Raw genomic sequence first — 26,765 nt, forward strand, 5'->3', positions numbered from 1 at the left:
ATGCACGGCATATCAGCGATGTATTTCTAATAGGAATACTTCTAGCAGCCATGTCCTGCCGGGGGAAGGGCCGCCGCGAAGACCGGTCGTAGACTGCGCTGCGTGACGAACGAGGCTGCAGACGAGACGAACGGGCGCACGCTCCCCGCGACCAGCTGGGCGGTGCTCGGGCTGCTCTCCTTCGGAGAGGAGCTCTCCGGTTACGACCTGAAGAAGTGGTCGGACTGGTCGCTGCGCTTCTTCTACTGGAGCCCGTCCTTCAGCCAGATCTACAGCGAGCTCAAGCGGCTGGAGAAGGCCGGCTACGCCTCTTCGCGGATGGTCGCCCAGGAGACCGGCACCCGCGACAAGCGGGTGTACCGGATCACCGACGAGGGCATGACGGCCGTACGCCGCTGGGCGCGCGAGGCGCCCGTCGACCCGCCGGTGCTCAAGCACGGGCCGATGCTGCGGCTGTGGCTCGGCCACCTGCTGGAGCCGGAGCAGATGCGCGAAGTCCTCGTCCAGCACCAGGAGTTCGCGGAGAAGATGCGGCGGCGCGCGGTGGCGGACGCGGACGGGGCCAGGAAAGAGGCCGCGTGGGCGTATCCGACGCTCACCCTCAAGTGGGCGGAGCGGTACTACGCCTCGGAGCGCGACCTCGCGGCCGCCATGCTCGACGACATCGCGGCGCTGGAGAGCGGGCGCGGCGCGGCCGGTTCGCCGGGCGCGGCGCCGGGCAAGCCCGGCAAGCGCCCGTAGGTGCGCCGGAAGTAGAGCAGCGGCGCACCTTCGCGGTGCGCCGTCAGAGCGGTGACCCGGCCGAGCGCGATGGCGTGGTCGCCGCCGTCCAGGACTGCCTCCAGATCGCACTCGACGGTGGCGAGCACCCCGTCCAGCAGGGGCGCGCCGTTGCCGCCGGCCCGCCAGGGGACGCCGGCGAACTTGTCGCCCCCGGTGACCGCGAACCGGCGGCACAGCTCCTGCTGGTCGGCGGCCAGGATGTTGACGGCGAAGGCCGCCGCCGCCTGGATCCGGGGCCAGGTGGTGGACGTGCGCGCCGGACAGAAGCAGACCAGCGGCGGATCCAGGGACACGGACGAGAAGGACTGAACGGCCATCCCGACGGGACGGCCGGCGGCTCCGCGCGCCGTGATGACGGCGACGCCGGTGCAGAAGTTGGACAGGACCGACTTCATGCCGGACATGAAAACCTCCTGATTATTCCTACTAGGTATATGCCTAACCGAAACACCTGTGATTGGATACCGCCCACGCTCGCTCGTCAAGTAGGGAGGGTCCGATGCCACCAACGCCCCCGCCGCAGCCACCCGCCACGCTCGCCCGGCTCCCCGAGTACGCCGCCACCGCCTACGGGGAGCGCGAGGCGCTCGCCGACGGAGAGGTCCGCTGGACCTTCGCCCGCCTCGCCGCCGAGATCTCCGCTGCCGCCCGCGCCGCCATCGCCCACGGCATCCGCCCCGGCGACCGGGTCGCGATCTGGGCCCCCAACAGCCGCCGGTGGATCACCGGCGCCCTCGGCGCGGTCGGCGCCGGGGCGGTCCTCGTACCGGTCAACACCCGCTACAAGCCCGCCGAGGCCGCCGACATCATCCGGCGCAGCGGCGCCCGCGCCCTGCTCACCGAACGCGGGTTCCTCGGTACCGACTACGCCCGTGACCTGCACGCCTCCGGCGAGGACCTCGGGGCGCTCGCCTCCACCGTGATCCTGCGGGACGGAGGCGGAGGCGGGGACGGGGACGGGGGCGGATACGAGGGCCGGGACGGCAGCGGGGACGGCAGCGCCCCCTCCGGGACCGTCTCCTGGGAGGCGTACCTGAGCGCCGGCGAGGCCGTCCCCGACGCGGAGCGGGCCGCGCGCGCGGCGGCCGTACGCCCCGAGGACCTCAGCGACATCCTCTACACCTCCGGCACCACCGGCCGCTCCAAGGGCGTCATGACCACCCACGGCCAGACCCTGCGGCTCTACGCCTCCTGGTCCGCCCTCGTCGGCCTGCGCCCCGGCGACCGGTACCTGCTGGTCAACCCCTTCTTCCACACCTTCGGCTACAAGGCCGGGGTGCTCGCCTGCCTGCTGCGCGGGGTCACCATGCTGCCCGAGGCGGTCTACGACACCGACCGCATCCTGCGGCGCATGGCCGCCGAGCGCGTCACCTGCCTGATGGGCCCGCCGACCGTCTTCCACGGCCTGATCCGCCATCCGGACCGGGCCGCCCACGACCTGTCCGCGCTGCGGCTGGCCGGCACCGGAGCCGCCTCGGTGCCCACCTCCCTCGTCGAGGAGATCCGCGGCGAACTGGGGGCGCCCGACGTGTTCACCGCCTACGGGCTCACCGAGTCCGGCGGGGTCGTGTCCGTCTGCCCCACCGACGCCGACGCCTGGACCCTCGCCCACACCGTCGGCCTGCCGCTGCCGGACACCGAGGTACGGATCGCCGACCCGCTCGGCACGGTGCTGCCCGCCGGGGAGCCCGGCGAGGTGCAGGTCCGCGGCTACCACGTCACCCCCGGCTACCTGGACGACCCGGCGAGCACCGCCGAGACCGTGCTGCCCGGCGGCTGGCTGCGCACCGGGGACATCGGCGTGCTCGACGAGCGCGGCTATCTCGCCATCACCGACCGGCTGAAGGACATGTACGTGGTCGGCGGGTTCAACGCCTACCCGGCGGAGGTGGAGAACGTACTGCTGACCCACCCCGCCATCACCGACGCGGCGGTCGTCGGCGCCCCCGACGAGCGGCTCGGCGAGGTCGGGGTGGCCTACGTCGTCACCACCGGGCCGGTCACCGCCGACGAGCTGACCGCCTGGACCCGGGAACGGCTCGCCAACTTCAAGGTGCCGCGGCGGTTCACCCGGCTGGAGGAGCTCCCGCGCAACGCGGGCGGCAAGCTGCTGAAGACGGAGCTGCGCCGCACGGCGCGAGGGGAGTCGGCGTGAGGCCGCTGGAGCCGACGAGGGAGCAGGAGGAACTCCGGGACGCGGTACGGGCGGTCCTCACCCGGCACCCCGGCCACGCGGCCTGGGCTCCGCTGACCGCCCGGATCGGCGTGGCCGCGCTGGCGGTCCCCGACGAGTACGGCGGGCTGGGCTGCGGACCGGCCGAAGTCGGGGTGGTCATGGCGGAGCTGGGGCGCACGCTGAGCCCCGTACCGTACCTGGGCTCGGCGGTGCTGACCGTGGAGGCCCTGCTCGCGTCCGGCGACCGGGAGGCCTGCGCGAAACACCTGCCGGACTTGGCGCAGGGCACGACCGTGGGCGCCCTCGCCTGGGCGGAGGGTCCGGGCGCGGCATCCGCCCCCGGCGGAGGCTGGGAGGCGGGCGATCTGTCGGCCCGGGCCGAGCCGGCCGGGCCGGACTGGCTGCTCACGGGCACCAAGCGGTACGTCCTGGCCGGCCCGGCCGAGCCGGCCCTGATCCTGGCCTTCGCCACGATGGACCCGGTCACGGCCACGACCCCCCGCCGGCTCGGGCTGTTCGAGCTCACCGCCCCGCCGGCGGCCTTCACCGTACGGTCCACCATGGACCGCACCCGGCCCCTCGCGGAACTGACCCTGGGCCGGACCCCGGCCCGGCTGCTCTCGGCCGACGGCGGCGGGGTCCTCGCCCGGGTCCGGGACCTGGCGTGTACGGCGCTCGCCGCCGAACAGACGGGGGCGGCGGCGCGGGCACTGGAGGTGACGGTCCGCTACGCGAAGGAGCGGGTGCAGTTCGGCCGGCCCATCGGCTCCTTCCAGGCGGTCAAGCACCGCCTCGCCGACCTGCACACCGCGGTGGAGGGCGCCCGCTCGCTCGCCCTCGCGGCGGCCGCCTCCGACGCGGCCCCGGCCCTGGCGGCTGCCGCCGCATCGGCCTGCTCGGAGGCCTACGCGTACGTGGCGGCCGAGATGATCCAGCTGCACGGGGGCATCGGCATCACCTGGGAACACGAGGCGCACGAGTACTTCAAGCGGGCCCACGGCTCGGCCTTGCTCTTCGGTTCCCCGGCCGCGCACCGCGAACGCCTCGCGGCCCGGCTGGGGTTCCTCCCGACCGGGTGACGCCCGGGCCACCGGAGGTCCGGCGGCCGCGGGCTGCCGTACGCTCGACCCCATGACGGGCAGCGCGATAAACCTCCGGAAGATCGAAGAGACCGCGCCGGCGCTGGTGAGCCTCTACAAGAGCGCCGGGACCGCGCTCCGCGCACACGGACTGGAAGGCGGCCGCGCCTCGGTCTACCTGGTCCTCGACTACTCCGGCTCGATGCGCCCGTACTACGAGGACGGCAGCGTGCAGGCCCTCGCCGACCGAGTGCTGGGGCTCTGCGCCCACCTGGACGAAGACGCCCGCGTGCCGGTCGTGTTCTTCTCCACGGAGGTCGACGCGGTCGAGGAGATCTCCCTGGCCGGCCACGAGGGACGGGTCACCGCGATCGCCGCCGGCCTCGGCCACATGGGCAAGACGTCCTACGACGCGGCGATGGACGCGGTGATCGACCACTACCTGGACTCGGGGTCCGCCTCCCCCGCCCTCGTCGTCTTCCAGACCGACGGCGGGCCCATCAACAAGCTCGCCGCCGAGAGGTACCTGTGCAAGGCGGCCCGGCTGCCACTCTTCTGGCAGTTCGTCGGCTTCGGCAACACCCGCAGCTCACAGTTCGACTTCCTGCGGCGACTGGACGAACTGCCGGTCCCACAGGCGCGGGTGGTGGACAACGCGGGCTACTTCCACGCCGGCGCCGACCCGCGGAAGGTCGCGGACTCGGAGCTGTACGACCGGCTGGTCTGGGAGTTCCCGCACTGGCTGGCGGCAGCCCGTGCGGCGGGAATCGTGCGCGCCTGAAGGGCGACTGTCGGCGCCTCACGCTTTGGTGACTCCTCCCCCTCATGGGTGAGGGGGCTTCTCGCTATGCCGTGTTGGCGTCACGACGGACCAGCCCGGCCCGTAGAACGTTGACGGCGCCCACTGTGTCGGCGTGCGCCTGGTGGCCGCACGCTATGCAGTGGAACGTGTCCTGTGTGGGCCGGTTCTCCTTGGCGGTGTGCCCGCATCCGGGGCACCGCCGGGAAGTATTGCGGGGGTCCACGGCCATCACTTCCCGCCCGGCACCCTCAGCCTTCGCGTTCAGGATCGCGAGGAACACCCCCCATCCGGCATCAGAGACCGAGCGGCTCAGCCCAGTCTTCGCGGCGGCCCCGTTGGGCAGGAAGCTACCCGGGATCTCAGTGTCGGGCTTCGGCCGGGCGGTCTTGACCATGTTGCGGATCTTGAGGTCTTCGTGCGCGATGAAGTCATGCTCACGGACCAGGGCGTACGCGGTCTTGTGGGCGTGGTCCAGGCGCTGGCGGCGGACCTTGCCGTGCAGCTTCGCGACCTTGTCTACTGCCCGGCGGTGGTTGGCGGTGCGCTTGTCGCGGCGGACCCGGGGAAACCGGCTCAGGGCCTGCTGTGCGGCGGCGAGACGGCCCGCGTTGCTACGGCCGTGGCGCGGGTTGGGGACGAAGGCACCATTCGAGTCGGCGAGGAAGTTCACGATGCCCATGTCGATGCCGACCACGCTGCCGGTCGCAGGGAGCGGATCGGGCTGCTCCTGCTCGGCAGTCAGGACGACGAACCACTTACGGCCCTCACGCTTGACCGACACCGTCTTGACCCTGCCGACCACGGGCCGGTACTGGTGCACCTTGACGTGCCCGACACCTTGGAGGCGGACGCGGGTGACCGGATCGTGCGGGGTCGCATCCCAGCGGCAGCCGTCCCCGTCCTTCGGGAAGTCGACCGTGTCGAACCAGTTCACCCCACGGAACCGGGGGTAGCCGGGGGCGTCGCCGGACTTGACCCGGCGGAAGAACGCGGTGAATGCCTTGTCCAAACGGCGGAGCGTGGCCTGCTGCGAGGAGAACGACCACCGGCCCTGCCGCTCCGGGTCGAACGCCCGGATCTCCTTGAGCTGCGCCGACTGCTGCCCGTACTTGACGCTCGTCTTCGACACATGCCGGTAGGCTTCACGCCGTTCCTGCAACGCCCCGTTGTACAGCGAGCAGTGGTCGCGCAGCATCTCGCCGAGCGCGATCGACTGACCCACGGTGGGCCGCATGAGGAACTTGTACGCACGGATCACCCGGCCCACCCCCTTCCAACTCCTGTGAATCAACATAGCCAGGGCCGCTGACAACGCAGCGAACTCCGGCGCTCCGCGCCTCCGGGCCAAGGACGCGTCTCCCTCCCCAGCTAAAACAGGGGATACCCACGCAAGATCAGGTATAGAGGTCTGATGACGAACAACTGGGCCGTATTCGAAAAGGCGGAACCCGACTTCGCGGCGGCCGTGCAGGCCCGCTTCGCACAGTTCCCGCACCACGTCCTCGCGACCTTGCGCAAGGACGGCTCCCCCCGCGCGACCGGATTGAACGTCGACGTCCGCGGCGGCGAGCTGTGGCTGGGCATGATGCCGGGTTCGATGAAGGGCAAGGACCTCCGGCGCGATCCGCGCTTCGCCCTGCACACCAACCCCGGCGCGGGCGAGACCATGCCCGACGGTGACGTAAGGATCTCCGGGCGGGCGGTGGAGATCGTGGAGCAGCCCGAGCTGCACCGGTACGCGGAGGAGACCGAGTCCCCGCACCCCTTCGACCTCTTCCGCACCGAGCTGACGGAGGTGGTCCACGTGGGCGTCGAGGGCGACGACCTCGTGGTCCGCTCGTGGACCCCGGCCCACGGACTGCGCACCCTGCGCCGGGGCAATGACGACGAGCCGGTCCGCGAGGAGGACCAGGGCGCCTCCTAGGTCCGGCCCACGGCCGCGTCCAGGGCCTTCAGAAGGCCACCCGGGGCCTTGCCCGAGGCCTTCGGGGTCTTCCCCGGGGCCTTGGGGGCCGCGCCCTTGCGGGCCGGGACCTTCGGGGCCTTGGCCGGGGTCGGGACGGTCCAGGCGCCGACGTCCACCCAGCTCCGGTCGATGTTGAGCTTCACGTCTCCGTACGTGGCGTCGTGGTCTCCCCGGAACTGATGGGCCCGGCGCCCTCCCGTCCACTGTCCGGTGCCGCCCGGCAGCCCCAGGTCGGCGTCGGTGACCGAGGCCGAGCCGTTCCAGCGGGCCACCCACAGCACGTCGGGCATGGCGTCCGGAGCCTGGGCGTAGTGGGCGCTCAGCGCCTTGGCCCCGGAGCTCGCCGATACGTAGGCGGCCGCCCCGTAGCCCAGTTCGTGCAGCCGGACCGTCCAGGCCGTGAGGTAGGCGACGACCGGGGCGTCCCAGGTGGCCCGGTCCGTGTAGTTCTCCAGGTCGTTGTAGAGGACCGTGTGCTCGGCCAAACCCAGTGCCGCGGCCGCGTGGGCCGCGCCCTCGGCCTCGGCCCGGCCCTGCTCGTTGGCCTCCGAGGGGTCGGTGGAGAGCCCCGTGGAGGAGCTGTTCCAGGGCTGGGGGCCGACCCAGATCGGCATCAGGTGCCAGCCCGCCTCGGCCTGCCGGCTCACCCATCGGGCGGTCAGCTGCGGCTGGGCGCAGGCGCGGGCGCGACCGCCGATGTAGACGCCGACGGCGCCGAAGGGCGAGTCGGCCCGCCAGGCGTTCATGGTCCGCTGGGTGGGGGCCGTGCAGGCGTCGAAGCCCTCGCCGGTGAAGGGGCCCTGGACGCGGGTACGGGGACCCGCGCCGACGACGCCGACCGGCTCGGCCGGGACCGGGCCGGGGGCGGCCGGGGGTACCAGGGCTCGGGCCCGGGTGAGTACCGCGCGCACGGCCTCGGGGGTGGACGCGTAGGAGACGGTGGCCATCACCCCGGCACGGCGCAGGGTGTAGCGGATCTCGTTGCTGTCGCCCCGGACCTTCGGCAGGGGGTCGCCCTCGTCGCCGCCGACGGTGGGGACGTCGGCGCGCGGCGGGGCTCCGTCGAGCGGCTCCAGGTGCAGGGTGTCCGCGCGGGGGGCGGCGGCGCGGGCGGCCCCGCATTCGCCCTGGGCCCCGGCGTGCCCGAGGTAGAGGGTGGGCAGGTCCAGGCGCAGGCAGGCGTCGGGGTTCCGGTCGAGGTCGACGACCCGCCAGTCGGCGGGGAGGGTGAGGCGCAGCCCGCGGTAGTCGACGGTGCGGCCGTCGGCGGTGCGGCCGTCGTTGCTGCGGCCGTCGACGGCTCCGAGGGGGACGGGAGCGAGCAGCGCGGCGCCCAGCAGGCAGCTCAACGTGATCTGGGAGGGGAGCATGTGACCCACTGTTACCAGAAGGCCCGGGGGTTGCCGCAGAGGCACGAGAGCCCGCGGTCACCTGTTGACGGGACGGCCGCACCGCACCACGCCCCCACGCCCGGGACCCAGGGCGTGCCTTCTCGGATCAGGCCGGGCCCGCGGCGCCCGGCTTGATCCGGCCTGATCCGGCCTGATCCGACCGGATCCCAAAAGCACGCCCTAGCCCGTCACCGGCCGGCTCTTGCTCCGGCGGGGTGCGGTGGCGCCGCGGATCTCCTCCGTGGCCGCGCGGAACGCGGGCGCGGCGCGGGCGAAGTAGTCGAACAGCACGGCCTGGTGCTCGGGCGGGTAGGAGCCGATCACCGCCGCGATGTGCCGGCGGGCCGGGCCGACCACGTCCTCGATGCGGTCCAGCGCGTCCGCGACGGGCTCCACGATGACCCGGCGCCGGTCGCCCGGATCGGCTGCCCGGCGGGCATAGCCGGCCCGTTCGAGGCGGTCGATGAGCCGAGTGGTCGCGCCCGTGGTCAGCCCGGTGCGCGTGGCGAGCTCACCGGAGGACAGGCCCCCCTCCAGGGTGATGAGGCTGAGGGCGTACCACTCGGAGGTGTGCAAGCCGGCCGCCTCCGCACTGGCCACACCCTGGAGTCCGACGGCGTCCAGGTACTGCCGGAAGACCGTGTGCGCGTCCGCGCCGCCACCTGTTGCCATTTTCGGGATCGCCTCCTACCTTTATATCTGCACGCATGCAGATACTGTGTTCGATCAGTATCTGCATCAGTCTAACCAATTGGGAGTGGTCCGTCATGCAGTCCACCAGCGAGTCCGGCGCCGTCGCCGCCGTCCAGGCCGTGCTGAACCGCCTCGTGTCCGCCTGGGAGCACCACGACGCCGAGGCCTACGGCGAGCTGTTCACCGAGGACGCCACCTACATCACCTACGTCGGCACCTTCTACCAGGGGCGCCGCGACATCGTGGAGAGCCACCGCACCCTCTTCGCCGGCTTCCTCAAGGGCACCCGACTGGCGGACGAGATCCTCGACGTCCGCTTCTACGGGCCCGGCGTGGCCGTGGTGAACGGCCGCGGGGACACCTACAAGGGCAAACACCCGGAGAAGCTCGGCAAGATCCAGACGTACACCCTCGTCCGCGACACGGACACCGGCGCGGACGGGCAGTGGCGCATCGCCGCATTCCAGAACACCAAGCGCAAGCCGCTGATGGAGGCCGTGTCCTACCGGTTCGCCCCGGGCCTGGTCCCGGCCGCCGAGCACTGACGTGCAGAGCCGCCGGCCTTCACCCCCCACCGACCCGACGACCTTACGGAGAGCCCGCATGACCACCGATCTCGCCACCGACCCCACCACGGACCCCACCACCGGCCCGGGGGCGGCCCCTCGCGGCGGGGCCGGCACCCCGGCCGCCCCGCCCGCGTCACCCCGCCGACGCCGACGCACCCTCAAGCGCGCCCTGATCACCACCGCGCTCGCCCTCGGCGTGACGGCCGGCGGGGGCTACCTGTGGCTCGACTCCACCTTGGAGCTCAAGGTCACCGGCGCCGCGGAGTGCACCGCCGTCGCCCCGGCCGGGACCGGCTCCGGGACCGGAGACCGCGACGCCGTCTGCGGGGTGCTGTCCTCGCTGACCTCGGCCTGGGGCGCCGCCGACGCCGACGCGTACGGAGCCCTCTTCACGCAGGACGCCACGTACACGACCTACGTCGGCACCCACTACCAGGGCCGCGGCGACATCACCGAAGCCCACCGTGCCCTCTTCGGCGGCTTCGTCAAGGGGACGAAGCTGGCCGACTCGGTGCTGGGCATCCGCTTCCTCGGCCCCGACGCGGCCGTCGTCACCAGCCGCGGCGACACCTATACGGGCGGGCGGCCGCAAGAGCTGTCGAAGGTACAGACGTACACGCTGGCCCGCGAGGGCGACGGGCGGTGGCGGATCGCCGCCTTCCAGAACACCCAGCGCCGGCCGGTCATGGAGAAGGCCTCCTTCCTGCTGTCTCCCGGCACGGTGCCCGGGGCCGAGAAATGACCGCACGCGCCGCCCTGGTCACCGGGGCCAGCTCGGGCATCGGCCTGGCCTTCGCCCGCGAACTCGCCGCGACCGGCTGGACCGTGACGGCCGTGGCCCGGGGCGAGGACCGGTTGCGCGCCCTCGTCGGGGAACTCGGCCCCGGCCACCGCTACCTGGCCGCCGACCTCTCGACCCCCGGGGGGCAGGAGCTGGTCGCCGCCGAGCTGGTCCGCCACCCCGTCGAACTGCTGGTCAACAACGCCGGCGCCGCCCACCACGGCCCCTTCACCGGGACCGGCCCGCAGGAGGCACTGGCCGCCATGCACCTGGGCGGCGACGCCGTCGTCGTACTGGCGCACGCCTTCCTCTCGGGGGCCCGGCGCGGGGACGCCCTCATCAACGTCTCCTCCACCCTCGCGCACGCCCCGGCCCCGGGCCTCGCCGTCTACAGCGCCGGCAAGGCCTTCGTGACCGCGCTCTCCGAAGCCCTCTGGTACGAGCAACGCCCTCTCGGCGTCCACGTCATGGCCCTCTGCCCCGGCCCGACGTCCACGGAGTCGCTGTCGCAGCCGGAGGCGGACGCGGCGGCCGGCTCCCCCCGCCACCAGGACGCCCCGGCCGCCATGGTCCAGAGCGCGCGGGCCGTCGTACGCACCGCCCTGCGCGCCCTGGACCGCCGCACCGGCCCCACCGTCGTCCCCGGGCGGGCGAACTCCTTCTTCGTCCTCGCCGCCCGCCTGCTGCCGCGCCGCACGCTCCTGGCGATGCTCAGCCGCTAGGACGGGAGGCGGTGGCTACTCCTGCTGGTCCTGGAAGGCGGGCAGGGCGAAGATCCGTTCCTTCCCCGTCTCCTCCATGAGCTCGACGAGCGGCAGCACCAGCTCCCACAGGTCCTGCTTGTCGACCTCCTGTACGAGTCCTTGGAGCTCCGCGTCGCCGAGCCCGGCGGCGGCGTCGGCCACCACCTTGCGCGCCTCCTCGGGCAGTACGCCGACCAGTGGCAGGAAGGCGCCCCACCGTTCGGTCGCCACGACGGCCCGTACCACTGCGGCCAGTACCTGTGGATCCCGCAGGGAGTCCAGCCGGGCCACGGCGAGCCGGTCCTCCTCACCGAGCAGCGCCACGAGCGGGAGCAGGGACCCCCACAGCCCCTCGGCGTGCGCCACCCGCACGAGCGAATCGAGCTCGGCCCCGCCGAGGCGGGCGGTGAGCTCGGCGATCCGCAGCCGCTGGTCGCCGCCGACCATCGCCGCGACACCGAGGGCCTCCTCCCAGAGCCCCTCGGCGGCCGCGGCCCGTACCAGTGCGCCGAGCCGGTCGTCGCCCATGAGCTCCAGGATCCTGGGCAGCCGCTCGGGCAGGTCGACGTAGAAGCCGGCCCGCAGTACCGCCGCGTCGTCCACCTGGTCCAGGATCCGGCGGAGCACCTGGTCCCGCATGTGCCCGACGAACCGGCCCATGGTGAGGTGGTCGCGGTTCTCGGCGAGGGTGGTGGCGATGCGTACGACGAGTCCCTCGTCGAGCCGGTCCACGATCCCGGCGATCTTCCGGGGGTCCAGGTGCCCGCAGGCCTCGGCGGTGAAGGAGACGGGCAGCTTCTCGATGATGGCGGCGGCCCGGCCCGACTCCAGCCGGCCGGCCACCCCGGCGGCCAGCCGGGGCCCGAGCGCCTTCTGCGAGATGGCGGCCGCCACCCCGGCCGGCACCAGCTTGGTGGCGGCGGCGATCCGGTCGAGCATGTCGGGCGCGCCGTCGTTGAGCACGCCGCTGACCTGCTCCCGGAACGCCCGTACGTCCTCGTCGGGCAGCCCGCGCAGGAAGCCGAGCCCTCCGGCGTCCGCGCCCACCAGCCGGGCGATCTTCTCCACTTCGGCGCGGCTCACCGGAACAGCACCTTGCGCACGGCGCCGCGCGCGAGGGCCGGAACCAGCCCGAGCGCTTCCTCGGCGGCCTGGTTCAGGCCTTCGGCCTGCCGCGCCCGCTCCGCTTTGAGCGCCGCGGCGAGCCGCGCGAGCTCCCCCGCGTCCAGTTCCGCGAACGACGCGGGGGGCTGGGCGCCCCCCAACTCCCCACTCAACCGGCCCATTTCCTCATCGGTACGCACGGGACGACCTCCCACACCCAAGACGACACGACCGCTCGCGTCGAGCGTGACGCTGCATTGACTATTAGTCAATACTCGTGGGTAGCCGGGAGTTCCACTGTTGTGCGCGCCCCTCTCGGCGCTACCCGAGGGCCTGTTCCAGGGCTTCCAGGACCGTGTCCCGGAAGAGCGTCGCCTTGTAGCCGGTCTGCGGCAGCGGGCGGCAGCGGGCGAGTACCGTCGCGGCCGCCTCCGCGAGGACCTCGGGGGTGGCCTCCCGGCCGATCAGGGCGGCCTCCACCTCCGGCAGCCGCAGCGGAACCCGCGCCACCCCGCCCGCCGCCACGGCGGCGTGCGTGACGGTGGCGCCGTCCAGCGCGAGCCTGGCCGCGGCCTCGACCAGGGGCCATTCGGCGTGCGCCCGGCTGGTGGCGCGGTGGCAGGCGGCGCGCTCGCCCGGCAGGGCCGGCGGCAACAGCACCGCGGTGAGGATGCGGCCCGGCGCCAGCAGGTGGTCGGACTGGTGGAGCCGGTCGCCGTCCCCGTACAACTCGGCTACCGTGCGCGGCGGTTCCCCGTCGATATCGGCCTCGGCGTCGTAGGTGAGCAGGGCCATCGCGAGGGTCGACGGATGCGGCGCGACGCAGGGTCCGTCGCCGCTGACCACACCGAAGTGGTGGTCGCCCGCGCGCGCGGGGCAGCCGTCGCCGCCCTTCTGGAGGCAGCTGAAGTGCGGATTGCGGTAGTACCAGCAGCGGTTGCGCTGGAGCAGGTTGCCGCCCAGGGTGCCGGCGGCGCGGATCTGCGGGGTCGCCGCGGTCCCGGCCGACACGGCCAGGGCCGGCCAGCCGGAGCGCACCCGCGGATCGGCGGCCAGCGCGGCGAGCGTGGTCAGCGCGCCGATCCGCAGCCCGCCGCCGGGCAGCGGTGTGCAGCCGCGCAGGGCTTCGGCGCCGTCGAGGTCGGTGAACGGGCCCGGGGTGATGCCGGCGCGATGGCGGGCGGTGGTGTCGGTGCCACCGGCGCGCAGTTCTCCACCGCGGGCCAGGACGGCGGCGGAGAGGTCGGTGAGGGTGGGCTCGGTGCTCACGTACCCAGTCCTTCCAGGAGCCGGTCGGGGCGGATGGGCATGTCGTACGGGCGCCAGCCGGTCGCGTCGTGGACGGCGTTGGCCAGGCAGGCCGCGGTGGGCAGGGTGGCGATCTCGCCGAGGCCGACACCGCCGCCGGGGACGTGTTCGAAGCCCTCCTGATGGAAGTGGACGGTGATCTCGGGGGTGTCTCCGATGCCGGGGATGCGGTAGTCCTCGAGGTTGTCGGTCAGCACCCGGCCGGTGGCCGGGTCGGTGCGCCGCTCCTCGAACAGGGCGTAGCCCACGCCCTGGATGACGGCGCCCTCGCACTGGCTGCGGGCCAGCCGGTCCTCGTGGATGCGGCCTGCGGCGATACCGCTCCACACGCGCAGCGGGCGGATCCGGCCGAGCCGTGTGTCCACTTCGACCTCGGCGACCTGCACCGATCCGGTGAATCCGCGGCCGATCGCCACGCCTCCCATGGTCAGGTTGAGGGGGGTCACGAAGCCCCGGCGGTCGCGGGGTCGCCGGCCGGTCACCCGTACGCCGTTCGCACCGTCCAGCCGGAGGGTCACGTCACCGCCGCCGAGCGCTTCGCGCAGCCGGTGGGCGGCGTCCGCGGCGGCGGGTGCGAGGGAGGGGGTGGTGCGGCTGCCGCCGGAGGTGGGTCCGTGGACGGTGTCACTGTGGCCGACCTCGGCGCGCACCCTGCCCTCCGGTACGCCGAGTCCTTCGGCGACGGCCCGGCCCAGCACGGTGCGCGAGCCCGTACCCATGTCCTGCACGGCGCAGCGGGCGACGACGGTCCCGTCCTCGACGGTGAGCTCGACCTCGGTGACGGGATCGAGGAAGTACAGCCAGTTGGCCGCCGCGACGCCGACACCGCGGCGGAAGCGCCCGGTGCCGCCGCGGGGGCCCGACCAGACCGGCAGGGCCGCCGCCAGGTCGTACAGCGCGTGGCGTTTGGAGTTGCCGTCCCAGCGGCGGCGCAGGGCGATGGGGTCCTGGCCGAGCCGGTGGGCCATCTCGTCGACCGCCTGCTCCAGGGCCCAGCACATCGTGGGGCCGCCCGGGCCGCGGAACGGTGCACCCGCGGGCCGGTGGGTGACGTCGTCGAAGTCACGGAGCCGGCGCGGGGCCTTGCCGTACATGAACCGGGCCAGCGCCGCCACGGTGCCGCCCACCGCGACTCCGCCGTCGGTGTCCGCGTCCATGGCCAGCGCACTCAGGCCGCCGGCGGCGTCCGCGGCCATCGCGAGCCGGATCCGGGCGCCGGGCCGGTATCCGCCGTCGATGAGCTCCTCGTCCCGGTCGAGCACCACCCGCACCGGGGCGTCGTGCAGCCGGGCCAGCTCGACCGCGGCGACGACGTCGGAGGTCAGCCCCATCTTGCAGCCGAACCCGCCGCCCACGTGGACGGCCCGCGCCACCACCCGTTCGACGGGCACGCCGAAGCGTTCGGCGGCGAGCACGGCCACCTGTTTGACCGACTGCGTGGACACCTCCAGGTGGAGGGTGCCGTCGTCCCACCGGGCCAGGCAGGCGTGTGGTTCGAGCGGGGTGTGGGTCTGCGCGGCGGTGGTGAACACGCCCTCGACCACCCGCTCGGGGCTGCGTTCCCGGGCTTCGGTGATACGGCGCACGGCCGTGGCCGGGCGCCTGCTCATGGCGGACGGGCCCCGCCGGTTGCCGCGCCAGCGGGCGGGCACGAGCTGGGGGGTCTCGCCGGACCCGGGCGCACGCTTGCGGGCCGCCTTGTCCTCGTAGACCAGCGGCCCCTCGCCGGCCCGCGACCGGCTCGCGTCGAGGGCGGCCGGCAGCACCTCGTACTCCACCCTGACCCGCTCAGCGGCCGCCCGTGCGGAGGCCCGGTCCGGCGCCGCGACCGCGGCAACCGGCTGCCCGACGTACCGCACCACTCCGTCGGGGGGCAGCAGCGGCACCAGCGGAAGGTCTCCGGCCTCCAGGGACCGTACGTGCGCATGCGCGTGCGGCGAGCGGATGATCACCCCCTCCAGCATGCCCTCGGGCCGCAGGTCGGTGGTGTACCGGGCCGATCCGTCGATCTTCTCCGGGGCCTCGGTGCGAGGTGCGGCCTGCCCCTGGCCGTCGGCCGGAGCCGTGTCGTAGTCGCCCGCGCAGGCCGCGGCCACCGCGCTGAAGATCCCCTCGTAGGCGCCGCAGCGGCACAGGTGGCCCGCCAGCGCGTCCGCGATCTGCTCCCGCCCCGGCCTGGCCCGGCCGTGCGCGGCCCGCCACCGCTCGAAGAACGCCGCCGCCTCGACCACGAACCCGGGAGTGCAGTAGCCGCACTGGAGGGCGTCCTCCCCGGCGAACGCGCGCCCGACCGGGTGACCGGCCAGGCCCTCCACGGTCGTCACCCGCCGCCCGGCCAGCCGCACCGCCGGCGTCAGGCACGCCACCCGGGGCTCACCGTCGACCTGAATGGTGCACGCCCCGCACACCCCGCCGGCGCACACCAGTTTGGTGCCCGTCAGCCCCAGCCGGTCGCGCACCACTTCCACGGCGGCCGGATCACCGTCCACGTCCACCGCGCACGGGGCGCCATTGACCTCGAACTCCACGAGAAGCACTCCTCAGCCACGGGGCAGCGACCGCCTGCCCTCGCGCGCTCGCCTTCACGCTCCTTGATATCCCGCCCCCGCCCACCCCGCAGTTCGACACCCGCCGAACACCGCCCCGGACCCACCACCCGGCCCCGCGAACGCCACAGCGCCCGCCACCCCTGGTCGGGGACGTGGCGGGCGCTGTGTCGGAGTGCCGTACTTCGTTGTACGGACCGATGAGGGGTCCCGGCAAGGCCGGGGGTACTGCCAGACCTCAACCACCACCCGACGGCCGGAGGCCGGCGCAGCCGGGCGAAGCCCGGGAGGCCGCCTGCGGCCGAGAGGTGCGAGCGTGGCGTAGGAGATCAGACAGTGATGGAGCGGTCCGTCGGCTTGACCGGGTACGGGAGGGCGCTGGTGCCGGTCAGGAAGCGGTCCACGCCGCGGGCGGCCGAGCGGCCTTCCGCGATGGCCCAGACGATCAGCGACTGGCCGCGGCCGGCGTCGCCGGCGACGAAGACGCCGTCGACGTTGGTCACGTAGGAGGCGTCGCGCTCGATGTTGCCGCGGGCGTCCATCGCCAGGCCGAACTGCTGGACCAGGCCGTTCTCCTGGTCGGTGCCGGTGAAGCCCATCGCCAGGGTGACCAGCTGCGCGGGGAGGACGCGCTCGGTGCCGGTCTTCTGGACGAGCTTGCCGTCCTCGAAGGCGACCTCGATCAGGTGCAGGGCCTGGACGTTGCCGTCCTCGTCGCCCTCGAAGTGGGTGGTGGAGACGGAGTAGATCCGCTCGCCGCCCTCCTCGTGGGCCGAGGTGACCTTGTACAGCATGGGGAAGGTCGGCCAGGGCTGACCCGTGGGCCGGTCCTCCGACGGGCGGGGCATGATCTCCAGCTGCGTGACCGAGGCCGCGCCCTGGCGGTGGGCGGTGCCCACGCAGTCCGCGCCGGTGTCGCCGCCGCCGATGACGACCACGTGCTTGCCCTCGGCCGTGATGGGGGGCGCCATGAAGTCGCCCTCCTGGACCTTGTTCGCGAGGGGCAGGTACTCCATCGCGAAGTGGATGCCCTTGAGTTCGCGGCCCGGGACCGGCAGGTCGCGGGAGACGGTGGCGCCCGCCGCGATGACCACCGCGTCGAACCGCTTGCGCAGGCTGGTGGCGGTGATGTCGCGGCCGACCTCGACGCCGGTACGGAACTTGGTGCCCTCCGCGCGCATCTGCTCGATGCGGCGGTTGATGTGCACCTTCTCCATCTTGAACTCGGGGATGCCGTAGCGCAGCAGCCCGCCGATGCGGTCGGCGCGCTCGTACACGACCACGGTGTGTCCGGCCCGGGTCAGCTGCTGGGCCGCGGCGAGACCCGCCGGGCCGGAGCCGATGACCGCGGCCGTCTTGCCCGACAGGCGCTCGGGCGCCTGCGGGGTGACGTCGCCGTTGTCCCAGGCCTTGTCGATGATCGAGACTTCGACGTTCTTGATGGTGACGGCCGGCTGGTTGATGCCGAGCACGCAGGCGGACTCGCACGGCGCCGGGCACAGCCGCCCGGTGAACTCCGGGAAGTTGTTCGTCGCGTGCAGGCGCTCGGAGGCGGCGGTCCAGTCCTCGCGGTACGCGAAGTCGTTCCACTCCGGGATCAGGTTCCCGAGCGGGCAGCCGTTGTGGCAGAACGGGATGCCGCAGTCCATGCAGCGGCCGGCCTGCTTGCTGATGATCGGGAGCAGCGAGCCCGGGACGTAGACCTCGTTCCAGTCCTTCAGCCTCTCGGCCACGGGACGGGTGCAGGCGGTCTCGCGCGGGGTGGTGAGGAAGCCCTTCGGGTCAGCCATTGGTCGCCGCCTCCATCATCTTCTCGGTGGTCTCGGACTCCGAGAGTCCGGCCAGCTCGGCGGCGTCCTTGGCGGCGAGCACTGCCTTGTACGTGGTCGGGATGATCTTGCTGAAGCGGGCCACCGTGGCGGGCCAGTCAGCCAGGAGCTTCGCGGCGACGGTCGAGCCGGTCTCCTCCTCGTGGCGGCGCACGACATCGTGCAGCCACAGGCCATCCGCGTCGGAGAGGGTTTCGACCGCACCCGTGTTGCCGACGTTGACGTTGTCCGGGTCCAGGTCGATGACGTACGCGACGCCGCCCGACATGCCCGCCGCGAAGTTGCGGCCCGTCTCGCCGAGGACGACCGCCGTGCCGCCGGTCATGTACTCGCAGCCGTGGTCGCCCACACCTTCCGAGACGACCAGGGCGCCGGAGTTGCGGACGCAGAAGCGTTCGCCGGTGCGGCCGCGCAGGAACAGCTCGCCGCCGGTGGCGCCGTAGCCGATCGTGTTGCCCGCGATGGTCGAGTACTCGGCCAGGTGGTCGGCGCCGCGGTCCGGACGGACGACGACGCGGCCGCCGGAGAGGCCCTTGCCGACGTAGTCGTTGGCGTCGCCCTCGAGGCGCAGGGTGACCCCCTTCGGCAGGAAGGCGCCGAAGGACTGGCCGGCCGAGCCGGTGAAGGTCAGGTCGATGGTGTTGTCGGGCAGGCCCGCGCCACCGAACTTCTTCGTGACCTCGTGGCCGAGCATGGTGCCGACGGTCCGGTTGATGTTGCGGATCGCGACCTGGGCGCGGACCGGCTGGGCACTCTCGGCGGAGTCGGCGCTCAGTGCCTCCGCGGCGAGCTCGATGAGCTCGTTGTCGAGGGCCTTCTCCAGACCGTGGTCCTGCTCGATCAGGGCGTGGCGGACCGCGCCCTCGGGCAGCTCGGGCACGTAGAAGAGCGGCTCCAGGTCGAGACCCTGCGCCTTCCAGTGCGTGACGGCCTTGCTGGTGTCGAGGAGCTCGGCGTGGCCGACGGCCTCCTCGATCGTGCGGAAGCCCAGCTCGGCGAGGAGCTCGCGCACCTCCTCCGCGATGAACTCGAAGAAGTTGACGATGAACTCGGGCTTGCCGGAGAAGCGGTCGCGCAGGACCGGGTTCTGGGTGGCGATGCCGACCGGGCAGGTGTCCAGGTGGCAGACGCGCATCATGACGCAGCCGGAGACGACGAGCGGCGCGGTCGCGAAACCGAACTCCTCGGCGCCGAGCAGCGCGGCGATGACGACGTCGCGGCCGGTCTTGAGCTGGCCGTCCGTCTGGACCACGATGCGGTCGCGCAGCCCGTTGAGCAGCAGGGTCTGCTGGGTCTCGGCGAGGCCGAGCTCCCAGGGACCGCCCGCGTGCTTCAGCGAGGTGAGCGGGGAGGCACCCGTACCGCCGTCGTGGCCGGAGATGAGGACGACGTCCGCGTGGGCCTTGGAGACACCTGCGGCGACCGTACCCACGCCGACCTCGGAAACCAGCTTGACGTGGATGCGGGCGACCGGGTTGGCGTTCTTGAGGTCGTGGATCAGCTGAGCCAGGTCCTCGATGGAGTAGATGTCGTGGTGCGGCGGCGGGGAGATCAGGCCGACACCCGGGGTGGAGTGCCGGGTCTTGGCGACCCACGGGTACACCTTGTGGCCGGGCAGCTGGCCGCCCTCGCCGGGCTTGGCACCCTGCGCCATCTTGATCTGGATGTCGTCCGCGTTGACCAGGTACTCGCTCGTGACACCGAAGCGGCCGGAGGCGACCTGCTTGATGGAGGAGCGGCGCGCCGGGTCGTACAGGCGGTCCGGGTCCTCGCCGCCCTCACCGGTGTTGGACTTGGCGCCCAACTGGTTCATGGCGATGGCGAGGGTCTCGTGCGCCTCCTTGGAGATGGAGCCGTACGACATGGCGCCGGTGGAGAAGCGCTTGACGATGTCGGCGACCGACTCGACCTCGTCGATGGACAGGGCCGGACGGCCCCCGTCCTCGGTGGCCTTGAAGCCGAAGAGTCCGCGCAGCGTCATGAGGCGCTCGGACTGCTCGTTCACCCGTTCCGTGTACTGCTTGAAGATGTCGTACCGGCGGTTGCGGGTGGCGTGCTGCAGGCGGAAGACCGTGTCCGGGTCGAACAGGTGCGGCTCGCCCTCGCGGCGCCACTGGTACTCGCCGCCGATCTCCAGCGCGCGGTGCGTGGCCGCGATGCCGGAGGCCGGGTACGCCTTGGTGTGGCGCGCGGCCACCTCCTTGGCGATGACGTCCAGGCCGGCGCCGCCGATCTTGGTGGCGGTGCCCTGGAAGTACGCCGCGACGAACTCCTCGTTCAGGCCGACGGCCTCGAAGACCTGCGCGCCGCGGTAGGAGGCGACGGTGGAGATGCCCATCTTGGACATGACCTTCAGAACGCCCTTGCCGAGCGCGTAGATCAGGTTCTTGATGGCCTGCTCCGGCTCCAGGCCGGACAGGAAGGTACCGGCGCTCAGCAGGTCCTCGACGGACTCCATCGCGAGGTACGGGTTGACCGCGGCCGCGCCGTAGCCGATGAGCAGCGCGACGTGGTGGACCTCGCGGACGTCGCCGGCCTCGACCAGCAGACCCACCTGGGTGCGCTGCTTGGTGGCGATGAGGTGGTGGTGCACGGCGGAGGTGAGCAGCAGCGACGGGATCGGCGCGTGCTCGGCGTCGGAGTGACGGTCCGACAGGACGATCAGGTGCGCGCCGCTCTCGATGGCCGCGTCGACCTCGCCGCGGATCTCCTCGAGGCGGGCGGCAAGCGCCTCGCCGCCGCCCGAGACCCGGTAGAGGCCCGAGAGGGTGGCGGCCTTCATGCCGGGCATGTCGCCGTCTGCGTTGACGTGTATCAGCTTGGCGAGCTCATCGTTGTCGATCACCGGGAACGGCAGCGTGACGCTGCGGCAGGACGCGGCGGTCGGCTCCAGCAGGTTGCCCTGCGGGCCGAGCGAGGACAGCAGCGAGGTGACGAGCTCCTCGCGGATGGCGTCCAGCGGCGGGTTGGTGACCTGCGCGAAGAGCTGGGTGAAGTAGTCGAAGAGCAGCCGGGGGCGCTCGGACAGGGCCGCGATCGGGGAGTCCGTACCCATGGAGCCCAGCGGCTCGCCGGAGGTACGGGCCATCGGCGCGAGGATGACGCGCAGCTCTTCCTCGGTGTAGCCGAAGGTCTGCTGGCGGCGGGTGACCGAGGCGTGGGTGTGGACGATGTGCTCGCGCTCGGGGAGGTCCTCGAGCTCGATCTCGCCGGTTTCCAGCCATTCGGCGTAGGGGTGCTCGGCGGCCAGCGAGTCCTTGATCTCGTCGTCTTCGATGATCCGCTTCTGGGCGGTGTCGACGAGGAACATCTTGCCGGGCTGCAGGCGGCCCTTGCGGACGACCTTGGCCGGGTCGATGTCCAGGACGCCGACCTCGGAGGAGAGCACGACGAAGTCGTCGTCGGTGACCCAGTAGCGGCCGGGGCGCAGGCCGTTGCGGTCGAGGACCGCGCCGACCTGGGTGCCGTCGGTGAAGGTGACGCAGGCGGGGCCGTCCCACGGCTCCATCTGCGTGGAGTGGTACTTGTAGAACGCGCGGCGGGCCGGCGACATCGAGGTGTGGTTCTCCCACGCCTCCGGGATCATCATCAGCACGCTGTGCGGGAGGGACCTGCCGCCGAGGTGGAGCAGCTCCAGGACCTCGTCGAAGGAGGCCGAGTCGGAGGCGTCCGGGGTGCAGATCGGGAAGATCCGGTCCAGCGCGCCCTCGCCGAAGAGGCCGGACGCCAGCTGGGACTCGCGGGCCTTCATCCAGTTCCGGTTGCCCTTGACCGTGTTGATCTCGCCGTTGTGCGCGACGAAGCGGTACGGGTGGGCGAGCGGCCAGGACGGGAAGGTGTTCGTCGAGAACCGGGAGTGGACCAGGGCGATCGCGGAGGCGAAGCGGCGGTCCGAGAGGTCCGGGAAGAAGGGCTCGAGCTGGCCGGTGGTCAGCATGCCCTTGTAGACGATGGTGCGGGCGGAGAGCGACGGGAAGTAGACCCCGGTCTCGCGCTCGGCACGCTTGCGCAGCACGAAGGCCTTGCGGTCCAGCTCGATGCCGCTCGTCCCGCCCCCGGACTCCGTCTGGGAGGTGCCCCCGCTCACGAAGAGATGGGAGAAGGCCGGCATGGTGGCGCGGGCGCCGTTGCCGAGCAGGTCCGGGGTGACCGGCACCTCGCGCCAGCCGAGGACCGTGAGGTTCTCTTCGGCGGCGATGGCCTCGATCTGCTCCACGGCGACGGCCTGTGCGGTGCCGTCGGCGGGGAGGAAGGCGATGCCGACGGCGTAGGCGCCGGCCTCGGGAAGGTCGAATCCGGCCACCTCGCGCAGGAACGCGTCGGGGACCTGGGAGAGGATGCCGGCGCCGTCGCCCGAGTCGGGCTCGGATCCGGTGGCGCCTCGGTGCTCGAGGTTCCGCAATACGGTCAGCGCCTGCTCGACCAGCGTGTGGCTGGCCTCGCCGGTGAGGTTGGCCACAAAGCCGACGCCACAGGCGTCGTGCTCGTTGCGCGGGTCGTACATGCCCTGCTGGGCGGGGCGACCGTCCATGGGCGACCAGGCGTTGGTGCTGAGGCCGGTCGCGGAGTGCGTGGATGCGGAACGCATCGGCTCTCCCGTCGTCGTCGTGGCATATGTGCATAGCCGAGGGACGACGTTGGCCCTCTGCGAAATTTCGTGCAGATTACATGATGACGACAATCCCGAGAAGCGGATATGCCATTCCAGCATGCGGACACTGCCCGGAGCAGACAAGAGGGGACTTCGCAGGTGTCCGGAGATCGGGACACGGGACGAAGGTCCCGGAACGGGGCGGGCCTCATTGCCCGGCGCCCAGATCTGATGCCCGGCGGACACAGGTTCGAAACCGCCGAGTAACTGACTACTTATGTTGTCTACTGCATAGTGTCTCACTCCCTGCAGGGTCAGCCTACGGCCCCACCGATCCAGGTTCCCAGGATGTACGTCACACCCGCGGCGGCGCCACCCAGGACGAGCTGGCGCAGCCCGCTGTACCACCAGGACCGGGCCGTGACCCGGGAGACCACCGCACCGCAGGCGAAGAGACCCAGCAGCGCCAGCATGACCGCCGGCCACAGGGTGGCCGCGCCGAGCAGGTACGGCAGCAGCGGGATCAGCGCGCCCAGCGAGAACGCCCCGAAGGAGGACACGGCGGCGACCATCGGCGACGGCAGGTCGTCCGGGTCGATCCCGAGCTCCTCGCGGGCGTGGATCTCCAGCGCCTGCTCCGGGTCGCGGGACAGCTGCATGGCCACCTCGCGGGCCAGCGCCGGCTCGACGCCGCGCGACACGTAGAGCTCGGCCAGCTCCTCCATCTCGTCGATGGGGTGCTTGCGCAACTGCTGGCGCTCTATCTCCAGTTCGGCGAGCACGAGCTCGCGCTGCGAGGCGACCGAGGTGTACTCCCCCGCAGCCATGGAGAAGGCGCCGGCGGCGAGGCCGGCCAGGCCGGTGATCACGATGGTGTGCGGAGAGACGGCGCCGCCGGCCACACCGGTCATCAGGGCCAGGTTGGAGACGAGCCCGTCCATCGCACCGAAGACCGCCGGACGCAGCCATCCGCCGTTGACGTCGCGGTGGGTGTGGTTGTCGCGGTGGGCGGTGTGGAGCGGTGCTTCGATATCGATGATGGACATGCCGACTATCTCCCCTTTTGTACGAGTGGGTACGCGACGGCGCGCCACGCACGACGCGCGGGCACCCACTCCCCCTGAACACCTCGAAACTACGCACGATTTTTGCCGCCCGCCAGCAAGGAAGGCCGTACTTACCTGGGGTTTTGGGGATCGGCGACCGGGTGACGGCGACCCGGACCGGGTGTTTCGTGACGAGCGACAAACCACATGCCATGGCACAAATCCCCCAAGGGCTCAATATGAGTCCCATCAAGTGGAGAGGCGCGCCATGGAGCTGATTGCATGCAATCCGCAGGTCCTCCTCGAACGGGCCCGGGGCGCTCTTCTCGGGCTCGCGGTGGGTGACGCGCTGGGCGCCCCCGCGGAGAACATGAAGCCGTCGCAGATCCGGGCGAAGTGGGGCCGGATCGAGGGCTTCGTCTCGGACGACCCGGCGGGCACGGACGATACGGAGTACGCGATCTTCTCCGGCCTGCTCCTGGCCCGCCACGGGTCGGCGCTGACGGTCGCCCACGTCGAACGGGCGTGGCACCACTGGATCGCGGACCTGGACGAAGGCCCGTTCCGCGGCGCGGGCTTCTCGGAGCGCGGCACGCTGGAGAACCTCCGCCGGGGGCTGGCGGCGCCGATCTCGGCGCAGCACCGGCACGCGTGGTCGGACGGCCTGGCCATGCGGGCGGCCCCCTTCGGGGTCTTCGCGGCGGGCCGCCCCGCCGAAGCCGCCCGGCTCGTCGCCATCGACGGCTGCGTCAGCCACGACGGCGAGGGCATCTACGGCGGCCAGGCCGTCGCCGCGGGGGTCGCGGCGGCGATGGCCGGGGGCTCCGCGGCCTCGGTGATCTCGGCGGCCCTCTCCGTCATCCCCTCGGACTCCTGGACGGCCCGCTCGCTACGCCGGGCCGTGACGGCGGCACCGCGCGGCGAGCGGGCGGTCCGCTCGGCGGTGGTCATCGGCGGCTACCCCTGGACGGACCTGGCCCCGGAAGCGGTCGGCCTGGCCTTCGGCGCGTTCGCCGCGTGCGGCGGCGACTTCGCGTCCTCCGTCCTGATGGCGGTCAACATGGGCCGCGACGCGGACACCACTGCGGCGGTGGCGGGCGCGCTCGCCGGAGCGATGTCCGGCGCCCCCGCCATCCCGGCCGCCTGGTCCGCGGCGATCGGCCCGGTCCGCGGAAGCTGCCTCCCCTCGATGCGCGGCTACCACGTCCTGGACATCGCGGACCTCCTCACCCCGGAAACCGAGACCCCCCGATGACCCTGACCCCAACCCCCCCCTCCCCTCACTCCGAAGACCCCCACCCCGACCTGCCCCCGGACGACCGGTCCCCGGCATCCCGGCCGGTCGACCGGCTCACGGAACCGAGCCCGGCATCCCACCCGGGTGACACGCTCACGGAGCCGAGGCCGGACGTGACCCTCGCCGCGCCCGCCCCGGCATCGGAGGCGGGCACCCTCCGCACGAACCCGCCCCCGGCATCGCGGCCGGGCACCACGCTCACGGACCCGAACCCGAACGGCCAGGCCCCCACCCCGCCGCCCCGCCCGGGTGACCCGCTCGCGGAGCCGAGCCCGGCGGGCCGTGATCCGGCCGGGCCGGTTCCGGGGATCGCCGGTATGGCGGGGGCCGGGTTCCTTCCGGCCGCCTCCGGGACGGAGTACGCCTGTATGCGGGGCACCGCCCCGCCCGGCGCAGCCGTGCGGTCCGCCCCGGCCGCGCCGGTCCGGGGGCCCAGGGGCCTGCCCCCGGTTTCGGGAAGGGGCGGGTCCGGGGAGAGTCCCCCCGCCGCACCCGACGCCCCGCCGCGCACGCAGAGCCGTACCGCCCCGGTGACGGCCGCGCCCGGCCCGCTCCCCGGCCCTCCCGGGCCCGGGAGCACCACCGTGCTCGACGCCCCGCCCCGCCCAGCCGACCCGGCATCCGGGCCCGGGGCCGGGCCCGGGGCCGGAGCCGGGGCCGGAGCCGGAGCCGGAGCCGCGCCCGTGTCCGGGGCTGGAGCCGGGGCCGCGCCCGTGCTCGTATCCGCGGCCAGGGCCGGGGCCACGTCCGTGTTCGTATCCGAGGCCGAGGCCGACACCGCGCCCTTGTACGCATCTACGTCCGGATCCGGGGCCGTGCTCGTATCCGCGTCCAAGTCCGGGGCCAAGCCCGGGGCCACCTCCGGATCCGGATCCGCGCCCCCGCAGACCCTCGTGCCGGACCACGGGCCGCAGCCCCGCCCCGCCGAGCCCCCGGCCGGGATCCGCCGGATCGAGGGGCTGCTCCTCGGGCTCGCCGCAGGCGATGCCGCCGGGTGGCCCGCGGCACGCCACCGTGCCAGCCGCATGCCCGAGTGGACCCGCCGCCTCACCCGCGAGCTCGACACCTTCGCCGAGCAGAACGCCACCACCACCCTCCCCGTCCCCATCGCCCTCAACCAGCCCCCGGAGCCCCTGCGCCTCGGCCCGTCCGACGACGCCGAGTGGGCCGCCTTCGCCGCCGAGTCCGTCCTCACCGCCGCCGGTGTGCTGCTCAGCGACCTCTCCCGGTCCCGCAGGATGCGCGCCGCCATCGACCTCGCCTGGAACGCCCTGGCCAGCGAGGTCGCGGCGGCGGCCGAACGCGCGCCCGAGGTCGAATCCGCCGTCCTGCCCCTCCGCGCCCGGATCTCCGTCCGCGCCGGCCTCGGCAACCTCGCCGCCGGCCTGCGCCCGCCCGCCACCGGCCACGACAACCCGCACTACTTCGACGACGCCGCCTGCATCCGGGCCTGCGTCCTCGCCGTCGTACATCCGGGGGACCCGCACGCGGCGGCGGACCTCGCGGAGTTCGACGCCCGCTACACCCAGGACGGCGACGGGGTGCACGGCGCCCGTGCCATGGCCGCAGCCATCGCCACCGCCCTCGCCGGCACCGGAAGGTGCACGGCCGAGGACACCGACGCCGCCGTGGACGCGGCCCTGGCACAGCTCCCGGAGTCCACCGAGATCGGCCGCAACGCCCGGCACGCGGTGAAACTCGCCCGCGCCGAGGCGACCGGTGGGGCCTTCGCCATCGTCCCGCTCCTGGAGCACCAGATCGTCGACCACGTCTACAGCTACGGGATCGCCGCCGCCGAAACCGTCCCCGTGGCCCTCGCCCTCGCCACCGCCGCCCGCGGCCGGGTCGGTGAGGCGGTGCCGGCCGCCGCCTGCCTGTCGCGCGTCGCGGACTCCGCCCCGGCCCTCGCCGGCGCACTGACCGGCGCCCTCGGCGGCGGCGACTCGCTCCCCGCCGCCTGGCGCGAAGCGTGCCGCACCCTCTCCGGCTGCGCCCTCCCCCGGCTGGCGGGCACCGACCTCGTCGAACTGGCCGCGCTGCTCACCCGTACCGAACTCACCT

At 73.0% G+C, this 26,765-nt stretch carries 20 protein-coding genes and 1 pseudogene; 10 read left to right on the top strand and 11 right to left on the bottom strand.

The genetic code is table 11. The features are described 5' to 3' along the window. The first annotated feature begins 93 nt into the window (after nucleotides 1-93). Entirely contained in the window at nucleotides 94-741 is a 648-nt protein-coding gene (locus OTB20_RS33835) for a PadR family transcriptional regulator (RefSeq protein ID WP_267823492.1), read from the top strand. Between the two features lie 47 nt (nucleotides 742-788). Here OTB20_RS33835 and OTB20_RS33840 read toward each other — a convergent pair. Beyond that, nucleotides 789-1,187 (bottom strand): annotated as a pseudogene (locus tag OTB20_RS33840) (flavin reductase family protein); the annotation flags it as partial. Between the two features lie 95 nt (nucleotides 1,188-1,282). Between OTB20_RS33840 and OTB20_RS33845 the strand changes: the two are divergent. The 3 genes from OTB20_RS33845 to OTB20_RS33855 are packed head-to-tail and all read left to right on the top strand — an operon-like array spanning nucleotide 1,283 to nucleotide 4,819. Further along, nucleotides 1,283-2,938: a FadD3 family acyl-CoA ligase gene (locus OTB20_RS33845; protein ID WP_267823458.1), complete on the top strand. Its 1,656-nt coding sequence runs from the start codon at nucleotides 1,283-1,285 to the stop codon at nucleotides 2,936-2,938. Continuing rightward, nucleotides 2,935-4,038 (top strand): acyl-CoA dehydrogenase family protein, encoded by a 1,104-nt coding sequence (locus tag OTB20_RS33850; RefSeq protein WP_324290450.1) that lies wholly within the window; start codon nucleotides 2,935-2,937, stop codon nucleotides 4,036-4,038. The genes OTB20_RS33845 and OTB20_RS33850 overlap by 4 nt, the downstream gene beginning before the upstream one ends. A gap of 52 nt (nucleotides 4,039-4,090) precedes the next feature. Further along, nucleotides 4,091-4,819: a VWA domain-containing protein gene (locus OTB20_RS33855; protein WP_267823461.1), complete on the top strand. Its 729-nt coding sequence runs from the start codon at nucleotides 4,091-4,093 to the stop codon at nucleotides 4,817-4,819. A 64-nt stretch (nucleotides 4,820-4,883) separates the two neighbouring features. On the opposite strand, the gene OTB20_RS33860 is transcribed toward OTB20_RS33855, so the two are convergent. Beyond that, on the bottom strand, nucleotides 4,884-6,098 hold the full coding sequence (locus OTB20_RS33860) for an RNA-guided endonuclease InsQ/TnpB family protein (protein WP_267823463.1): 1,215 nt from the start codon (nucleotides 6,096-6,098) through the stop codon (nucleotides 4,884-4,886). Between the two features lie 153 nt (nucleotides 6,099-6,251). Between OTB20_RS33860 and OTB20_RS33865 the strand changes: the two genes are divergently transcribed. Next, nucleotides 6,252-6,764, top strand: coding sequence for a pyridoxamine 5'-phosphate oxidase family protein (locus tag OTB20_RS33865; protein WP_267823465.1), 513 nt, complete (start codon nucleotides 6,252-6,254; stop codon nucleotides 6,762-6,764). On the opposite strand, the gene OTB20_RS33870 is transcribed toward OTB20_RS33865, so the two are convergent. Together OTB20_RS33870 and OTB20_RS33875 are read right to left on the bottom strand one after the other, a co-directional pair. Next, nucleotides 6,761-8,176 carry a DUF1906 domain-containing protein gene (locus OTB20_RS33870; protein ID WP_267823467.1) on the bottom strand — a complete coding sequence of 472 codons (1,416 nt, stop codon included), beginning with the start codon at nucleotides 8,174-8,176 and terminating at the stop codon, nucleotides 6,761-6,763. The genes OTB20_RS33865 and OTB20_RS33870 overlap by 4 nt on opposite strands. Nucleotides 8,177-8,377: 201 nt before the next feature. After that, entirely contained in the window at nucleotides 8,378-8,869 is a 492-nt protein-coding gene (locus OTB20_RS33875; protein ID WP_267823469.1) for a MarR family winged helix-turn-helix transcriptional regulator, read from the bottom strand. Between the two features lie 95 nt (nucleotides 8,870-8,964). Between OTB20_RS33875 and OTB20_RS33880 the strand changes: the two genes are divergently transcribed. From OTB20_RS33880 to OTB20_RS33890, 3 genes are read left to right on the top strand one after another with little or no spacing between them, the layout of a single operon-like run. Then, nucleotides 8,965-9,435 carry an SgcJ/EcaC family oxidoreductase gene (locus OTB20_RS33880; protein WP_267823471.1) on the top strand — a complete coding sequence of 157 codons (471 nt, stop codon included), beginning with the start codon at nucleotides 8,965-8,967 and terminating at the stop codon, nucleotides 9,433-9,435. 58 nt (nucleotides 9,436-9,493) lie between these two features. Beyond that, nucleotides 9,494-10,201 (top strand): SgcJ/EcaC family oxidoreductase, encoded by a 708-nt coding sequence (locus OTB20_RS33885; protein ID WP_267823474.1) that lies wholly within the window; start codon nucleotides 9,494-9,496, stop codon nucleotides 10,199-10,201. Then, a complete protein-coding gene (locus OTB20_RS33890; protein ID WP_267823476.1) occupies nucleotides 10,198-10,962 on the top strand; it encodes an SDR family NAD(P)-dependent oxidoreductase in 765 nt (254 codons plus the stop codon). The genes OTB20_RS33885 and OTB20_RS33890 overlap by 4 nt, the downstream gene beginning before the upstream one ends. Nucleotides 10,963-10,977: 15 nt before the next feature. Here the strand turns inward: OTB20_RS33890 and OTB20_RS33895 are convergent, their stop codons facing one another. From OTB20_RS33895 to OTB20_RS33925, 7 genes are all read right to left on the bottom strand, one after another. Continuing rightward, complete coding sequence (locus OTB20_RS33895) at nucleotides 10,978-12,066, bottom strand: hypothetical protein (RefSeq protein ID WP_267823478.1); 1,089 nt, start codon at nucleotides 12,064-12,066, stop codon at nucleotides 10,978-10,980. Then, on the bottom strand, nucleotides 12,063-12,287 hold the full coding sequence (locus tag OTB20_RS33900; protein WP_267823479.1) for a hypothetical protein: 225 nt from the start codon (nucleotides 12,285-12,287) through the stop codon (nucleotides 12,063-12,065). The genes OTB20_RS33895 and OTB20_RS33900 overlap by 4 nt, the downstream gene beginning before the upstream one ends. Before the next feature lie 121 nt (nucleotides 12,288-12,408). Further along, complete coding sequence (locus tag OTB20_RS33905) at nucleotides 12,409-13,356, bottom strand: FAD binding domain-containing protein (RefSeq protein WP_267823481.1); 948 nt, start codon at nucleotides 13,354-13,356, stop codon at nucleotides 12,409-12,411. Continuing rightward, nucleotides 13,353-15,923 carry a molybdopterin-dependent oxidoreductase gene (locus OTB20_RS33910; RefSeq protein WP_267823483.1) on the bottom strand — a complete coding sequence of 857 codons (2,571 nt, stop codon included), beginning with the start codon at nucleotides 15,921-15,923 and terminating at the stop codon, nucleotides 13,353-13,355. The genes OTB20_RS33905 and OTB20_RS33910 overlap by 4 nt, the downstream gene beginning before the upstream one ends. A 347-nt stretch (nucleotides 15,924-16,270) precedes the next feature. Then, nucleotides 16,271-17,731: a glutamate synthase subunit beta gene (locus OTB20_RS33915; protein WP_267823485.1), complete on the bottom strand. Its 1,461-nt coding sequence runs from the start codon at nucleotides 17,729-17,731 to the stop codon at nucleotides 16,271-16,273. Next, on the bottom strand, nucleotides 17,724-22,358 hold the full coding sequence (gene gltB, locus OTB20_RS33920) for a glutamate synthase large subunit (RefSeq protein WP_267823487.1): 4,635 nt from the start codon (nucleotides 22,356-22,358) through the stop codon (nucleotides 17,724-17,726). Before gltB ends, OTB20_RS33915 begins: the two co-directional genes overlap by 8 nt. A gap of 317 nt (nucleotides 22,359-22,675) precedes the next feature. Beyond that, nucleotides 22,676-23,407: a VIT1/CCC1 transporter family protein gene (locus OTB20_RS33925; protein ID WP_267823489.1), complete on the bottom strand. Its 732-nt coding sequence runs from the start codon at nucleotides 23,405-23,407 to the stop codon at nucleotides 22,676-22,678. Between the two features lie 268 nt (nucleotides 23,408-23,675). Here OTB20_RS33925 and OTB20_RS33930 point away from each other — a divergent pair, with 268 nt between their 5' ends. Both OTB20_RS33930 and OTB20_RS33935 read left to right on the top strand, forming a co-directional pair. Then, nucleotides 23,676-24,662 (top strand): ADP-ribosylglycohydrolase family protein, encoded by a 987-nt coding sequence (locus OTB20_RS33930; RefSeq protein WP_267758215.1) that lies wholly within the window; start codon nucleotides 23,676-23,678, stop codon nucleotides 24,660-24,662. A gap of 935 nt (nucleotides 24,663-25,597) precedes the next feature. Further along, the coding region (locus OTB20_RS33935; RefSeq protein ID WP_267823496.1) for an ADP-ribosylglycohydrolase family protein at nucleotides 25,598-26,765 on the top strand (1,168 nt) is incomplete at its 3' end.

The organism is Streptomyces sp. H27-H1, from assembly GCF_026627445.1.
Classification (GTDB): Bacteria; Actinomycetota; Actinomycetes; order Streptomycetales; family Streptomycetaceae; genus Streptomyces.

Excerpts from the sequence above, each read along its gene's own strand:
- OTB20_RS33845 (WP_267823458.1), top strand. The coding sequence starts at position 1,283 with ATGCCACCAACGCCCCCGCCGCAGCCACCCGCCACGCTCGCCCGGCTC.
- OTB20_RS33855 (WP_267823461.1), top strand. The coding sequence starts at position 4,091 with ATGACGGGCAGCGCGATAAACCTCCGGAAGATCGAAGAGACCGCGCCG.
- OTB20_RS33865 (WP_267823465.1), top strand. The coding sequence starts at position 6,252 with ATGACGAACAACTGGGCCGTATTCGAAAAGGCGGAACCCGACTTCGCG.
- OTB20_RS33870 (WP_267823467.1), bottom strand. The coding sequence starts at position 8,176 with ATGCTCCCCTCCCAGATCACGTTGAGCTGCCTGCTGGGCGCCGCGCTG.
- OTB20_RS33875 (WP_267823469.1), bottom strand. The coding sequence starts at position 8,869 with ATGGCAACAGGTGGCGGCGCGGACGCGCACACGGTCTTCCGGCAGTAC.
- OTB20_RS33880 (WP_267823471.1), top strand. The coding sequence starts at position 8,965 with ATGCAGTCCACCAGCGAGTCCGGCGCCGTCGCCGCCGTCCAGGCCGTG.
- OTB20_RS33885 (WP_267823474.1), top strand. The coding sequence starts at position 9,494 with ATGACCACCGATCTCGCCACCGACCCCACCACGGACCCCACCACCGGC.
- OTB20_RS33890 (WP_267823476.1), top strand. The coding sequence starts at position 10,198 with ATGACCGCACGCGCCGCCCTGGTCACCGGGGCCAGCTCGGGCATCGGC.
- OTB20_RS33915 (WP_267823485.1), bottom strand. The coding sequence starts at position 17,731 with ATGGCTGACCCGAAGGGCTTCCTCACCACCCCGCGCGAGACCGCCTGC.
- gltB (WP_267823487.1), bottom strand. The coding sequence starts at position 22,358 with ATGCGTTCCGCATCCACGCACTCCGCGACCGGCCTCAGCACCAACGCC.
- OTB20_RS33925 (WP_267823489.1), bottom strand. The coding sequence starts at position 23,407 with ATGTCCATCATCGATATCGAAGCACCGCTCCACACCGCCCACCGCGAC.
- OTB20_RS33930 (WP_267758215.1), top strand. The coding sequence starts at position 23,676 with ATGGAGCTGATTGCATGCAATCCGCAGGTCCTCCTCGAACGGGCCCGG.